General features: G+C 44.3%; 6 protein-coding genes. 1 reads left to right on the top strand and 5 read right to left on the bottom strand.

Annotation, left to right across the window (positions count from 1 at the left end; genetic code table 11):
* Positions 1-5 precede the first annotated feature (5 nt).
* From Bovatus_RS21695 to Bovatus_RS21715, 5 genes are all read right to left on the bottom strand, one after another.
* Positions 6-3,137 carry a SusC/RagA family TonB-linked outer membrane protein gene (locus tag Bovatus_RS21695; protein ID WP_004301593.1) on the bottom strand — a complete coding sequence of 1,044 codons (3,132 nt, stop codon included), beginning with the start codon at positions 3,135-3,137 and terminating at the stop codon, positions 6-8.
* Between the two features lie 211 nt (positions 3,138-3,348).
* Positions 3,349-4,227, bottom strand: coding sequence for a sialate O-acetylesterase (locus Bovatus_RS21700; RefSeq protein WP_004320945.1), 879 nt, complete (start codon positions 4,225-4,227; stop codon positions 3,349-3,351).
* Between the two features lie 132 nt (positions 4,228-4,359).
* A complete protein-coding gene (locus Bovatus_RS21705; RefSeq protein ID WP_004301596.1) occupies positions 4,360-7,323 on the bottom strand; it encodes a glycoside hydrolase family 2 protein in 2,964 nt (987 codons plus the stop codon).
* A 199-nt stretch (positions 7,324-7,522) separates the two neighbouring features.
* Positions 7,523-11,860, bottom strand: a complete 4,338-nt coding sequence (locus Bovatus_RS21710; protein ID WP_004301597.1) for a hybrid sensor histidine kinase/response regulator transcription factor — start codon at positions 11,858-11,860, stop codon at positions 7,523-7,525.
* 137 nt (positions 11,861-11,997) lie between these two features.
* Positions 11,998-13,899 carry a rhamnogalacturonan lyase gene (locus tag Bovatus_RS21715; RefSeq protein WP_004320943.1) on the bottom strand — a complete coding sequence of 634 codons (1,902 nt, stop codon included), beginning with the start codon at positions 13,897-13,899 and terminating at the stop codon, positions 11,998-12,000.
* Positions 13,900-14,119: 220 nt separating this feature from the next.
* On the opposite strand from Bovatus_RS21715, the gene Bovatus_RS21720 reads away from it, so the two are divergent.
* Positions 14,120-15,583, top strand: coding sequence for a glycoside hydrolase family 28 protein (locus tag Bovatus_RS21720; RefSeq protein ID WP_004301602.1), 1,464 nt, complete (start codon positions 14,120-14,122; stop codon positions 15,581-15,583).
* Positions 15,584-15,996 lie beyond the last annotated feature (413 nt).

Below are 15,996 nucleotides of genomic sequence, written 5' to 3' on the forward strand. Positions count from 1 at the left end.
TTTATTTAGAATGTAACATTCACTCCTAACGTAATGACTCTGGCTTGCGGATATGAACCGTAGTCATAGTCTCCCGTTGAACCGCCATTGTTAGCTTCAGGTGAGAAACCACCTTCGTATTTATCCCACATCAGAAGATTTTCCCCTGTCAGATAAACACGGGCATTCTGTATGAACTTCTTTTTGAATGGAATACGGTATCCCAATGTTACGTTTTTGAGTTTTATGAAATCTGTACTGTATAACCATCGGCTGTCATAGAACTGTCCCGTATTGGCGTTGTCGATACCCGGAGTTTTTCCGTCGCCCGGTTCTGCTTCCGATTTCCACATATTTTTCCAATGAGACAATACATTACCGTTGGCTCCCATACCCGGACGGTCCATGGCACGTCCCAGGACGCTGTAAATCTGGCCTCCTGTCTGTGCGGTAATCAGGAAAGATAAGTCGAAGTTTTTATACTTGAAGGTGTTTGTTATACCGAAAGTATAATCCGGATCGGGTTTGCCCATCAAGGTGCGGTCGCTGTCATTGATAACTCCGTCGCCATTTGCGTCCCGGTAGCGTACGTCGCCCACTTTGCTGTTCTGCATTACAGGATATTTTTGTAAGTCAGCTTGTGTCTGATAGACTCCGACAGCATCGTACATATAAAAAGATCTCAATGGCTGGTCCACCATAAACACCTGTGTGGTGCTGTCATATCCTGTAAATACAGTGCTGTTATCATCTCCCAGGCTAAGTACTTTGTTCTGATTGTAAGAAACGTTCAGAGAAGTGCTCCATTTCAGTCTGCCTGTCAGATTCTGCGTAGTTACTTCCAGTTCGAAACCTTTGTTACGGATAGAACCGATGTTTCCCCATGCTTTGGTAAAGCCGAGCAATGCGGGAACAGTCACCTGGTATAACAAGTCTTTGGTTGTTTTCACATAATAGTCGGCAGAAAGGAAGATACGGTTGTTGAACAATCCCATATCGAAAGCAACATTCCAGCTTTCAGTCTTTTCCCAGCCAAGATCAGGATTGGCGAGCGATGTCGGTGCAAAACCGTTGATAATACTTCCGGATGAATAATTGGCACTGCTTAGTTTGGCAAGCGCTGTATTTGTAGGAATGGAGTTGTTACCATTTGTTCCCCAGCTGGCACGCAGTTTTAATGAATTCATGACGAAATTTTTCGGCCAGAATTTTTCGTTTGAGATACGATAAGCACCGGAAACAGCCGGGAAGATACCCCAACGGTTCGCTTTTCCGAAACGGGAAGAGCCATCACGGCGGATACTTGCCGTCAGCAGGTAGCGATCGTCATATTCGTATTGTAAACGTCCGAAGTAAGACATCAGGCGGGATGGAGTTGATAAGGACGCTGTAGCAGCAGTGAGTACGACGTCGGCCATATCGATCACTTCCAGAGAGTTGTCCGGAAATTGAGTGGCTGATAATCTCATGGAAGAACCACCGGAACTTTCCATAGAATAACCGGCCATTGCTCCAACAGTGTGCCGGCCAAATGTCTTGTTGTAATGCAACACCCCTTGGAGAAGGAATTTATTACCACGTGATTCGGTACGACTTGCTGTCGTTCTGTAGCCTTCCACATCCGTCCGGTATTTGGTGATGGTGCTCGGTACGAAAGAACGGCTTTGGGCACTATTAAAATTATACGAACCGGTCACTTCTGCTTTAATGCCATTCCATATATCCGCTTTAATATAGGCAGATGAACTGAATTGCACCTTTTCTCCTTTGTTTTGTACATGTTCCATATAGGCAACAGGACTGATTTTGCTGGAACTGGTCCAACGATAGTAGCCGTAAGCCCCTGCACCGGTATAGATGCCATCTTCAGGTTCTGCAACCGGAGCCATGGTAAGTACGTTCGTTGCCTGACGGTCTTTACCATCTACACGTCCTCCTTCATTCCAACTGGCAGATGGTGCCAGATTAACTCCGACAGTAATCCGGTTGAATACTTTCGATTCTACATTGGCACGGAAATTCAAGCGCTTATAATTACTTTCGATAGCGATACCCTCCTGATCTGTGTATCCCATTGATACACGATATTTAGTGTTACCGCGACCACTTGAAAGAGAGAGTTGATAATTCTGTATCGGAGCCAGACGGAAGAATTCATCCTGCCAGTCAATCAATTTCAGATTGCCGTAACCGGGTTCTGTCCAGCGGGGGTCATTCAGGAAATAATAACTTTCCTTTCCACCGATCATTGCCAGACGGGTAGCGTAATCATCTTCAATCGTTGCCCCTTTACTCCCGTATTGAGAAATATATCTGTTATTATTATATGCGGTACGGAATTCAATCCATTCTTCGGGCGACAGTACATCTACTTTTCTTTCCAATGACTGAATACCGAAAGAGGCCTGGAACTGTACTCTCACTTTTTCATCAGTACCGGCTTGTTTGGTGGTAATCAAGACAACCCCATTGGCACCGCGGGAACCATAGATAGCCGATGAGGAAGCATCTTTTAATACTTCAATAGACTGTATGTCTCCGGGGTTGAGGCTACCGAGGTCATCGACAGGAATACCGTCTACTACATATAAAGGAGTAGCATCTGCGTTGATAGAAGCAGCTCCACGTACACGAATCTGTAATTCGGAACCCGGTTCACCGGTGGTGCTACGAACTTCCACACCTGCCAGTTGTCCTTGCAGGGAAGAAGCGATATTGGTTGATGCCCGGTCTTCCAGCTTTTCGGCATTTACTTTGGCGATAGCTCCGGTCACATTTCCTTTCTTGGCACTACCGTAGCCGATTGCTACGACTTCATCCAGTGCGATAGCGGATTCCGACAGTTTGATTTGCAGCGTTTTATCGGTAATGGTTACTGTTTGAGTGTTATATCCGATAAAAGACACTTCCAGCAGTTTGGCACTTTTGGGAGCGGAGAGTACGAATTTACCGTCTAAATCAGTAATCGTTCCTTTGGCGGTTCCTTTCACAGTGACGTTTGCACCGATAATCGGTTCATCTTTCTCATCTACGACTACACCTGTCACCGTCCGGTTTTGTGCGAACGACAGGGTAGATTGTACTACGAACAGAGTCATTAAAAGGAGATATTGAATCTTCCTTCCCAGACTGCCATTTCCATGCAAAATGTTTTTCATGTTAATATCTCTAAGTGATTAAATTAGTAAATAACGGAAGATGCAGACATGGTTTGTTTTTCCATTTGTCTGACTTCCTCTGCAAAGGAAGTGTATTAGGAGAAATTACGCTCAAGTATTCGTACGGAAAAGATGTAATTTCATACTAATTGCTAAAAAACACATTTGGCATTTGTACGCCACCCCCTATGAACGTACAAATATAGCCTTTTCAACGGATTGCCTTTATCTGTTCATACATCTGTTTGCCCAAATATTCGGCAGAATTTTGGTTGAAATGCAAACGGTCGCCCATCAATTCCGCATCCGACATGTCTATCAAATATGCGTTCTTATCTTCTTTAGCAAAACGTTTCATGGCGGCTTCCACTTCGCTGCCATACTGTTTGTTCTTCTTGGCTACCGTACCGAAAATAAAAGGTAGGTTGGAGTAATCTTTTCCTGTTTTTTCGCTTAGATGGTTGCGTACATAAGTGACTACTGCTTTCAGGTTTTCATAATATTTATCTCCATGTGCATGGTCACTTTCTCCCTGATGCCATAGGAATGCATCAATCTGATAACCGTTTTTCAACTTGGATAATGTATTGTCGATGCAGCCGTCTATGTCATTGATGAAGGACAGAAGTAAAGAACGTCCTTTCTCACTGGTTGCCGTATTATTTGCCAGCCATTCGGGATTTGCCGACCAATGAATTGATTTGTCCGAAGCATTGGAAGGCTCGATAGAAGTTCCGCCGATTGCCCATTTGATAACATAGAAAGGCTCTTGCCACCATTGTTCCAGCCAATAGTAGGTAATAGCATCGTACCCCCAGGTATTGGGTTTGGCTCTTCTTTTACTCTTAGGCCAGAAGGGACGGAATTTCCCGTCTGTACGGTTCTGGGCAATTCTGCAATACTTGTAGGCTCCTGTCGTAAAAGCCGTATCTGTTGCCATTGTTTTGATGTAATCCGGCAAACGGTCGTTGGGTACACGTCCGTCGGTATTCGATTGTCCGGCGGTGATAATCACATGGGCAGGTTCGTTGTTGCCCGCCATACAGTTGCAGCTGAATGCAAGTATGAAAAGGATCAGTAAATTCTTCATGATAGAAATATGCTTTATGATTTTATAAACTATGGAGGTAATAAAAAGTCCTCCTCACGTTTATTATCGCTCGGGAGGACTTCTTATCAAACTAACAATCGTGTGAGAAATCTAATACCTGTTGAGAACTATTTATTTGATTGTTTCGAGAAACTCTACTTCGATGATTCTTAACTGGTTTTTGCTGCTGCTTTTTTCCAGTTCCATTTTATTGGCGGCCTTAGCCTCTACTTCGATAATCTGTCCGAAAGCATCTTTGTCACTAGTGTTTCCTTTCAAGCGGATGGTTATCGTATTGGCACGTACGGGCTTTTCTATATTGAGATGAATATATCCCAGGCTTTTATCCGTGTTTCCGCTCCAAATCAAGGTGTTGCCGGCATATACTTCCAGCGGGTAACTTCGTGAACGCCATCCTTGCAGTTTGATGCATATATCGTCTATTTCGGCATCTCTTTCCAATGTATAGGTAATCCATGCAGTGCTTAGTTTGCCGTCATTCTTCCATTCGGTCAGTTCGATATCATCGTAGCTTTTTTCAGCATCATTATTGTTGGAACCGGCTTTTGCCGAAACGATTCGTACGCCCTTTTTGCTGTCTTTGTAAGAAGGGGTAGAAGGTGTTTCGCCTCTGTCCAGTCTGCCTTTCAAGGTAGACTGCGGAAGATAGGAACTCAAACCTCCAGTCACTTTTACAGGCACCGTTTCCAATGTGAGAGAGGCACTTGGAAGTCCTTTAGCCTGTGCTGTCAGAGTTACTTTTCCGGCAGTCGTCGTACTGCGGATCAGTGCGCGGTTGATACCACATTCTACCGGAAGGTTTGTATCAAGAATATGATTGTTTTCACCTTGAGCAATACCTCCGCGCCATTCCGCATGACCGTTGAGTGTGAACTGAACGGTGCGGTTGTCCAACGGACAGCGTTTTCCGTCTTTATCTACCACTTCTACCTGTATCAATGCCATATCCGCACCGTCTGCATGAAATCCTTCGGGGTTTTGGATAGCGGTAAGTTTCAGACTGGCAGGTTCACCGGCTGTATTTAGAGCATAGCGGCTGATTTCTTTCCCTGCTTTATTGTAGCTGACAGCTTCCAGCTTGCCCGGTTTGAAGGCTACGTTGTCGAAAGTAAAGAGAAAATTGTATTGGCGTTTGCCTTTACCCAGGGAGTTACCATTCAGGAAAAGTTCCACCTCTTCTCCAGTAGATACTACCTGCACAGGTTTTACCGTATTTTCCGGATAGTTCCAATGGCCGATGATGTAGGTCTGGTCTTTTTCCGTATCTACCCATCCGTCCCACATTACCTGATGTGCGTAGAAAGCATCTTTTTCGATACGCATCGCGTCCGTCACTCCACTTCTTCGGTAGTTTTCCGCACCCCGGTAATGAGTGTTAGTGTCGGAGAAGATAATTTTAGTACCGCCGGAGCTGACTCTGTTACCCGTTCCGGGACGCTCACGCCAATAATCATACCAGCGGGCTATCATGGTGATGGCAAGCTCATCTTGGTTGCGGTTATAGTCAGTGGCCGGTTGTCCTTTATAAAGTGGTCCGTCACCTTCTTTATGGAAAGGATAGCTGTATTCATCCCAGTACTTTCTTAAACCTTCGTCGCGGCAATATTCGGTCGCCCACATCGGATGATGTTCGCTTCTGTTAATGTACAGCATTTCGCCGCCGTATTCTGCTTCGCGGATATCCAACATTTCACGTGATCCGATGGCACGTCCGCCGAACGGGTCGTATTTGTCGCGGACAGCTTTCATTTCTATCATGTGTTCGCGGCTGATGGCTTTGTTGCCACATTCGTAGAACAGGATACTCGGATTATTACGGTTGTAGATAATCGCGTCTCGCATCAACTCTACCCGTTGTTCCCATTGACGTCCTTCACGGTCTTTTTCAGCATCTCCGGCAGGCATTGCCTGTATCAGACCTACACGGTCGCAGGATTCTACATCCTGTTTCCACGGAGTAACGTGCATCCAGCGAACCAGATTCGCGTTTCCTTTCACCATCAGGTCATTAGAGAAATCGCTCAACCAGGCAGGTACGGACAGGCCTACTGCCGGCCATTCGTTGCTGGTACGCTGTGCATATCCTTTCATTTGGATAATACGGTCGTTCAGCCATATCTTTCCTTCTGCAAAACGTGTCTTGCGGAAGCCGGTGCGGGTACTTACTTCATCGAATACCTGATTGTTGTCATCTTTCAGAGCGGTTTTTACCGTATACAAGTAACCATATCCCCAACTCCAGAAGTGAAGATTATGGAGGGTGGCGGATGCTTTTACCGTTTTAGTCTCTCCGGCTTTCAAAGTCACTTTATCACCTTGGAAAGTTTTCATTAGTTTGCCGTCTGCATCAAGTACACTCACTTGATAGCTGAATTGCCGGGGAGCTTTACTGTCATTTCTGACTTCCGATTCGGCATGAATCGTAGCTTTGCGTCCTTGGATGTCGAAGTCTTGGGCATAGACGTATACGCCTGTCGTTTTCAGGTTGCTATATAGGGGAAGAGTCTGATATACATTATCAGTAACGTACAAGAAGACGTTTTTAGGAATACCGCCATAGTTGGCATTGAAATTGCGGTCGTTCCACTGGAACTTAGAGTTAGTTCCTTCTTCTCTGTACATCCAGTCGTTGTCGGTGCGAACGGCAATCACGTTCTCACCCTCTTTGATATGTGGAGTCAGGTCGAACCCTACCGCCATAACACCATTTTCGTGTCTGCCCAGATAATGTCCGTTGAGATAGAAGTCTCCGCGTTGGCGTACTCCTTCAAATTCGACGAATACTTTCTGATTACTTTTCAGTTCCGGAATCCGGAAATTCTTGCGATACCATACCACTGTATCTGTCAATTGTTCGATGGAAAGTTTGAATGCTTCGTCTTCATTGAAGGCATGAGGCAAAGTCACTTGTTTCCATTTACTGTCGTCGAATTTTGCGTCTTTGGCTTTAGGAAAGTCTCCTATCCGCAGCTTCCATTCGCTGTTGAAATTGTATTTTTTGCGTTCGGATGCCTGTCCGTTGATGACAGACAGTGCAGTCAGCAGAAATACGAAAAGAAATAATTTGTGTTTCATGATAGTCTATTAAAATGTTCTGCTGCAAAGGAAGTACATTGAGAGAAAACATACATATACTACCGTACGGAAAGGATGTAATTTTTATCTCATGATGAAAAAAAGCGACTGGTATTTGTACACAATTTCAGATAATAGTACACATTCCCCGTTGATAGGAGAATGAGATACTATTATCTGCGGTTAGCACATGTTCTTTTTAAACATCCGTTTCATTCTCTTCTTCTTTTTCTTCGGAAGCTTGTTCTGTGTTCTCTGCCGTATCATTGGAAGCCGGAGCTTTACCACCGTTCTTCTGATAAACAGAAGGGGCTATTCCGAATTGATTCTTGAAGCATTTGCTGAAATAATAGGGATCGTTGATACCTACTTTGTAGGAAATCTCGGAAACAGTCAGGTCTTCGGTTAACAATAATTCCGCAGCTTTCTTCAAACGAATGACACGCAGGTATTCATTGGGAGAGTATCCGGTGACACCACGTACTTTCTTGTAGAATACGGTACGTCCCAATCCCATCAGGTTGGCATAGTCATCTACGGAAAATTCCGTTTCCACCATGTGCTCGTTCAGCATTTCATTCAGTTTTGCCAGGAATTTGCTGTCCTTGTTGTTCGTACAGATAGCCGCATGAACCATTCCCGGTTCGTTGGAGAATTTTTCACGCAGTTTGTCCCGCTGTTCGATCAGTTTGGAGATTCTGGCCAGTAATAAGGAGATGCTGAATGGTTTGGTGATATAAGCATCCGCGCCGGATTCGATACCTTCCAGATATTTTTCTTCCATATTGAGGGCGGTTAGCAGAATGATGGGAATGTGGCTGGTGGCAAATTCATTCTTTAATTTCTTGGTCACTTCGAATCCCGTCATACCCGGCATTAATACGTCGCAGATAATCAGATCTGCATCATAAGTTTGTGCACGTTCGAAGCCACTGATACCATCCGCTTCTGCCACTACTTCGAAGTAATGACTGATTTCTTCTTTCAGGAATTCGCGGACATCATTATCATCTTCAATGATTAATACTTTCCGCTTGTTCAACGGTACGGGAGGTGCTGCCTGTTCGTCCGTATTTTCGTCTGTGACAAACTCTTTATGGCGTTGTTTCTCTTCTTCAATCAATAACTGGTTAGGAACCAGGAAATCTTTTTCTTCATAAACACTGGCGTCCGTTGGTAGTTCGACGGTGAAGATGGAACCGCCGCCTTCATTCTCATTATAAGAAATCGTTCCTTTATGTATATTGATCAGACCGTATGTCAGATGAAGTCCGACGCCTACACTGCTGTGTGAGAAGCTGCTTTGCATAAAGCGTTTGAACAGTTCGGCACGCTTCTCTTTCGGGATGCCCAGTCCTGTGTCGATCACTTGTATGCAGAGCTGTTTCTTCTGTTCCTGTACGTCTACTTTGAATATAATCTTTCCGTTGGAAGGAGTATATTTAAAAGCGTTGGAGAGCAGGTTATAGATCACTTTATCAAGATTCCCCTTATCCACAGGCATCTTGTAAGAGTTCTGTGAGGGCTCGAAACGGAAATCCATGTTTTTGGATTCGCTGACGTCCTTGAAACTAAGGAATATCTCATAGCAGAAAGCGACAACATCCGTTTCCTCCAGGGAGAGGGCGAGTTTGTTTTTCTGCATTTTCCGGAATTCCAGTAGTTGGTTGATAAGCCTCAACATTCGTTTCGTGCTCTTGTCCATGATCTTCAGGGAGTGTTGCATATCCTTGGAGTGGTTTCCCATGTTGACAATTCTTTCCAAAGCACCTTGAATCAGTGTCAACGGAGTGCGGAATTCATGAGAGATGTTGGTAAAGAATTCCAGTTTATACTCCGTCAACTGGTTTTCTACAGCGATACGGTTACGCAGCGCATTGAAATTTCTGATAATACGGAAACTGAAGTAACCCGCTATGGCTATTAGAATGGCATAGATCAGGTAAGCCCATCCGGTTTTCCAGAAAGGAGGAGCTATTACGATTTCCATCACATTTTCTTCTCCCCAGATACCGGCGGCGTTGCAGGCTTTCACATGTAGTTCATATTTGCCCGGAGGCAGATTCCGGTAAGTGGCAAAGTTCAGGCTGGAGGGCGAACTCCATTCCGTATCGTATGGAGGAAGACTGTAAGAGTATTTGGATACCCCGTCCAGATAGTTGAAGGTAGAGAAAGAGATCGTGAGTGAACTCTGATAATATTTCAGGTTCAGTTCGTTGATGTAAGGCATTGCTTCTTGTAAAGGCGAATCCTCCACTCCCGGAAGCATGTGCGCACCGTTGATTTGAAGTCCGGTGAAGATAACGGAGGCAGGCTTGTCCAACGTCTCTATCTTGTTGGCATCCAGTACTACCAAGCCATAGTTTGTTCCGAACAATAATTTGCCGTCATTGCTGACGCAAGCGGTGTTTTCACTATATACATTTCCTAAAGTGTAGGAAGAGAAAAAGTAATTTTCTATCTGTTTGGTAGCCGGGGTGAAACGGGAGATGCCATATTCGGTTGCAATCCACATTTTATGGTCCTTATTCTGGACAATGGATTGTACGACTGCATTGGATAATCCGTCTTTTATATCATAGCAATCGAAAGTCAGGTGTTGATAGCTGTCTCCCGGGTGGCAGACTGCGAATCCGGCCCCGGAAGTACCAATCCACATATTACCTTTATCATCGTTCATCAAACAACGGATCTCGTTGCTGGGGAATGTGCCGTTGGCATGATTGTAAATCACGTAATTCTTGGGTGATGCAATCAGTGAATCCGGATGGAAGATATAAATACCGTTGTTCGTGCCTACCCACATGCGTCCGTTCTTGTCCTCTTCGATGACACGGATGCGTTTTTCACCGTAGTTGTCTTGTAAGAAGTGTTTGAACTGGTAGCCGTCGGTAGTTTTAATTGCTAAATTTAATCCTCCACCGAAAGTGCCTAGCCACATACGTCCTTTTCTATCGCGATAAATGGAGTAAACCTGGTCGTTGGATAGAGAGTTAGCGTTTCTGGGGTCATTCTTATACCATTTGTTTGCGCCGATGCGAAGGCCGATCCCTCTCATTCCCAGCCATAAGTTGCCTTCCTGATCTTCGTTCATGCTGTAAACGTTATGGGTGAAGTCCTCTTGCCGGATCACTTTGGTCAGGGCAGAGTTGTATTCGTAAAGGCTACCCATGCGGTTGGCCATGTAGATATTGCCGTTTTGAGTCTGAAAGAGCATGCGGATGGTATTCGAGCGGTCGGAACTGTTTTCACCGCTGGGATGAATACGCTGTGTTCCTTTGTTCAGAATTTCCAAATGAGATAAACCCGAGAATTCGGAGCTTACCCAGATACCTCCGGAACGGTCTTCCATTACAAATTGAAGATAGTTGGAGTTGATGTGGCTGGATTGATTGACTTCGAATGTGAAGTGTTGCAGGTTACCCGTCGATAATTCATAAGCGTAAAGCCCGTTGCCGTAAGTCGATATCCAGAGAATGTCCCGTGAGTCGTGTACGATGCTGTAACGTTCCACATCGATGTAACCGATATGTTTGGAGGAAAGGAACTGGAAAGGTTTGATTTTGCCGGTGGTTATATCGACGTACCATAAATTGCCCGTATAGTTATGTACCCATACATTTTTCTTATTGTCCCTGGTGACAGCGCCATTTTTGATATTCAGTTCCGAGTAACGACTTAGTTTACCGGTCGGAATATCCAGTATATAGCTGCCGTTGACGGTAAACAATACCCATTTATCCTGCAAGAGGAAGTTGCCTGTGACGTGGCCTATATCATCAAAGCCCTCGGCTAACGACGCAACCTTTTCCAGCTTGTCCGTGGAATAGGTATGACGGTAGATTTCATTTTTATCGGTAATGATACAAGTGTATTTATCATAAGAAATGATGTGTTCCCAGTTCTGTTGTTGCGGGTCGAGGTTGTTCGTTTTACCATTCTGATACTTCAATAACCCTTTGTCCGTACCAATCCAGACTTCTCCTTTTGCACTTTCCAGAACGAATTGTACTTTATCGGAAGGCAGGTTGCCTGATTTCTCTTTATACGCTTGCGATGAAAATTTGCCGTCCTGATAAACGACTCTGCGGCAACCGTTTTGATTATGCCATAACCAAATAGAGTTGTCGGAAAGGATAATGAATTTGGAATAGTTTTCCTTGTATTCCCCATTTCCGGTGAAATCTACAAAACAGCCATGACGCAAATCATAGCAACTGATAAAAGAAGAAATTGTTGAAATCCACATGAAGCCGTTCGGGTCTTCTTCCATGCTTCGGATGCGGGAATCGGCTAATGAGAGCGGGTTATTTATATCCGGATAGATATTGACGAAAGAATTGCCGTCATAATAACTTAATCCGTTGAGAGTTCCCAGCCAGATAAATCCTTTACTGTCCTGCATCATATAGCGGGTCGAATTATTTGCTAATCCATCTCCGGTAGTCAGCTTATTGGAGCGAATTTCCACGGAGGCCGACAGTGGATAGAGATAAAGCAATAAAAGCGATAATATAAGGAATGTATTCTTCTTCATAGTGGATTTATATGTGTTATATGCAGGCAAAGATAGTTATTTCTTTGGATTTTAAACAAATCTGCCCTTCGTATAGTAAAATACCAAGGGCAAGAGATGTGTATTTGTGGTTGGCGCTGATACTTTTAGTATAACACTTACTTGATTTGATATCCTCTGAAAGTACCTTTCATCTTTATAAGGTCCGGTCCGAAATAGAATCCCGGTTGTGTTGGCTGGTTATAGCCTACATTTTGGGTAGCGATACTGATTCTGTATATCGGTTCTTCAAGGAAGGTGTGGAATCTGTATTCGGTCGGGATAGTCGATACGTAGAGCCGGAGAGAAGCGTTGTCCTCGGAGCGTACGAGTACTTCTTCCCGCCAGTCGCCTATAATGTCACCTTGCAGACAAGGATTCGATTTCGTTCCATTGTTGAAAAGAGTTCCTGTGAATTTGACAAGCGGAACAAACTTTTTATTTTCCCAGTCGTATTTAATAATCATGCTTCTATCCAGTAGTTCGCGCAATAGGTCTCCATCCCACCAGACAGCCATATTGGTCGGCATATTTCTCATTTTGGGGGCTATGATTTCTCCTTTTACGTTTCGAATACCTTGTGAATCTCCTGACCACATTTCCACACCCGGATGAGTCGGGTCAATGTCGGCGGCCATACAACGTCCTACATCGGTATTGCTTTTTAGCTGCAACAACACTTCTCCCGTTGCAGCATCTCTATAAGTGGAGCCGTCACGTTTGTTTTCATGGCAGTCCCACACTTGCAGACCTTTTCGTGAAGGGTCAAAATGTGTCAGGTGGATGGCGTCTCCATGTCCCATTCGGGTAGAATAAAGTCCTTTGCCGTTGTGGTCGATAGCACAGGAACCGTAAATGATTTCGTCGCATCCATCACCATCCACATCGCCTACACGCAGATTGTGGTTTCCTTGTCCGGCGTACTGCTCACATCCGGGATGGTTGCTGTCGAATACCCAACGGTTCTTCAGTTCTTTTCCGTTCCAGTCGAAGGCAGCCAGAACAGTACGCGTGTAGTAGCCTCGGCACATGACAACACTTGGGTGTACTCCGTCAAGATAGGCTACACAAGCCAGGAAGCGGTCGCTTCGGTTACCTTTTGCGTCTCCCCAGTCGGCAACGTTGCCGCGGGCAGGGATATAGTCGATGGTATGTAAGGCTTCACCGGTGTCTCCAGAAAAAACAGTCAGGTATTCTTTGCCTTTCAGAATACGTCCTTGTTTCATTATCTGATTTCTGCTGGGATCGAAAGTTCCCTCTTCGCGATAGTCTGCATTTGCATCTCCTATCACTTTCCCTTTGCTGTCTATTGTTCCGTCGGCAGTCCGCATCACTACTTCCGCTTTGCCGTCACCATCCAGATCGTACACCATGAATTGAGTATAATGAGCTCCTGCACGTATGTTTTTACCCAAGTTGATACGCCATAGTTGTTCTCCGTTCATTCGGTAACAATCGATGTATACTTCGCCTGTATAGCCTTCATGTGCATTGTCGTGTGAATTGCTGGGGTCCCATTTGAGGATAATTTCGTATTCGCCGTCACCGTCTACGTCACCGATGGAAGCATCATTGGGACTGTACGTGTAGGTATCACCTGCCGGAGTTATTCCGTCCGCCGGTTTTTGCAGGGGAATTTCCAGATAGCCGAGAGGCGCGTTTTCCGGGAGTGTGTATGTACCGTCAATGTGATGCGTCTCCTTGCCTTTTAGAACAGGACGTACTTCGTAAACAGCCGTTTTCTGACTGTTATTCTTATCACGGAACAAGGTGCTGACTGTGATGGGAGTGTCTGTCAGTTTCTTCCCGTCTCTGTACACATTGAAACCGGTCTGTATCGGATCGGAAGAAAGATACCTCCACGAAACGATTACTTCTGAAGGGTTTTCGCGAATGGCAACTACGCCGCGGTTTAGTTTCTCCCGTTGTAACTTTGAGTAGTTATAACCAGGTTGTGCTGTCATTGTTGCAACAGGCAGCAACATGAATATGCACAATAGATAAATTGCAATTCTTCTCATATTTGTTTCATCGGTTTGGACCTTATTATATTTATTCACTCGCAAAATTACTCCTTTTTTGAATGTATGAAATGGAGAAATGTACAAAGACTATATACAATTGTGCACCCTTTCAAATTAATTGTCCGTATGATATAATATTCTATCTTTTGCGTACATCCGTCCATTACCTCTTTGATGATATGCGATAATTTTGCAACATGAACTAAAAGAAGTAATTATGAAGTATCTTTTATCTATTGTACTATTGGCCTTGATTGGTGTTACAACTCCGAAAAAGACAACTCCCGCTTATGATTGGGGAAGTGTGTCTGCAAAGCCGGATTTATCGTGGGCCGATCAGGTGGGGGCGCAGAGGACTCCGAAAAACACAGAATGGGATGCCGGAAAGTTCGGGTTGCGGAATGACACTTCCGTATTTAGTACTCCTGCTATCCAGGCCGCTATTGATGCTTGTCACCAACAGGGAGGAGGCACGGTAGTTGTTGCCCCGGGGTATTATAAAATAGGTGCTTTGTTTATCAAGAGTGGTGTGAACCTGCATCTTAGTAAAGGTACTACCTTGCTTGCGAGTGATAATATTCAGGACTATCCGGAATTTCCTTCCCGCATTGCCGGTATCGAAATGACATGGCCTTCGGCTGTTATCAATATAATGGATGCGGAAAATGCCGCTCTTACGGGGGAAGGCTTTATCGATTGCCGCGGAAAAGTATTCTGGGATAAATATTGGGCGATGCGGGAGGAATATGAGAAGAAGAATCTGCGCTGGATTGTGGATTATGATTGCAAGCGGGTGAGGGGAGTACTGGTTTCCAACAGCAAGCATATCACGTTGAAAGACTTTACGTTGGTGCGTACGGGATTCTGGGCTTGTCAGATTTTGTATTCGGATCATTGTTCGGTGAGCGGACTTACTATTAATAATAATGTAGGAGGTCACGGACCAAGTACGGATGGCATTGATATTGATTCATCCACCAATATTCTGGTAGAAAACTGTGATGTGGATTGCAACGATGATAATATTTGTATTAAGGCAGGGCGTGACGCGGATGGACTGCGTGTGAATCGTCCGACGGAGAATGTGGTGGTTCGTAACTGTATTGCCCGTAAAGGTGCGGGCTTGCTGACTTGCGGAAGTGAGACTTCCGGTTCTATCCGCAATGTACTGGCTCATGATCTGATAGCGTATGGCACAGGAACGACATTGCGTCTGAAATCATCCATGAACCGTGGCGGAACGGTCGAGAATATCTATATGACGCGTGTTGAGGCTGATAGTGTGACTCATATTCTGTCTGTCGATTTGAACTGGAATCCGAAATATAGTTATTCTGCCTTGCCGAAAGAATATGAAGGAAAAGATGTTCCTGAACACTGGACTACTATGTTGACTCCGGTAGAGCCGAAGGAAAAGGGGTATCCTCATTTTCGTAATGTGTATTTCTCTCACGTAAAAGCAGATGGAGCAAAACGTTTTATTTCCGCTTCGGGATGGAGCGCAAGTCATCGCATCGAGAATTTTTATCTGTCTAACATTAATGCGGAGGTGGAATCTGTCGGAAAGATAACTTATGGAAAGAATTTCCAGTTACAGGATATTCATTTGACGGTAAAAGATAAAAGCCGATTGCGGCAAACGGATAATATAGATAGTAAGATTGAGATTAATTACAAATAATTCTCCTTACAGGCAGGAAGCTCTTGACAAAGCCTTTTTTATGTTGTATATTTGTAGGTGTGAATATCAATGGATAAAAGGTTTGATTAAAAAGAATGAAAAAGAAACTAGTACAATATGATGACAATATATCAGGGAGTCCTTACAGTAGTTAAGCTGTGAGAGTTTCTGTATGAGCCAAAGGCTGTGAATCTTTATGGGATTTGCAGCCTTTTTTGTTGCGAAAAATCACGGTTATATCCTTAATTCGGAGATTCATCGTTTATAATAAACTTGGATACCGTTTATAATAAACTCTTCAATAGTTTATTAAGAACGTTGACGAAGATTATGAAAGAAGAGTCATCTTTTTTCTTTTTGGTTCAAGATAAATTATGCTTTATCTTGGATATGTTATGAAAAGTAAATGATAT

Origin of the sequence: Bacteroides ovatus (assembly GCF_001314995.1) — a bacterium.
Classification (GTDB): domain Bacteria; phylum Bacteroidota; class Bacteroidia; order Bacteroidales; family Bacteroidaceae; genus Bacteroides; species Bacteroides ovatus.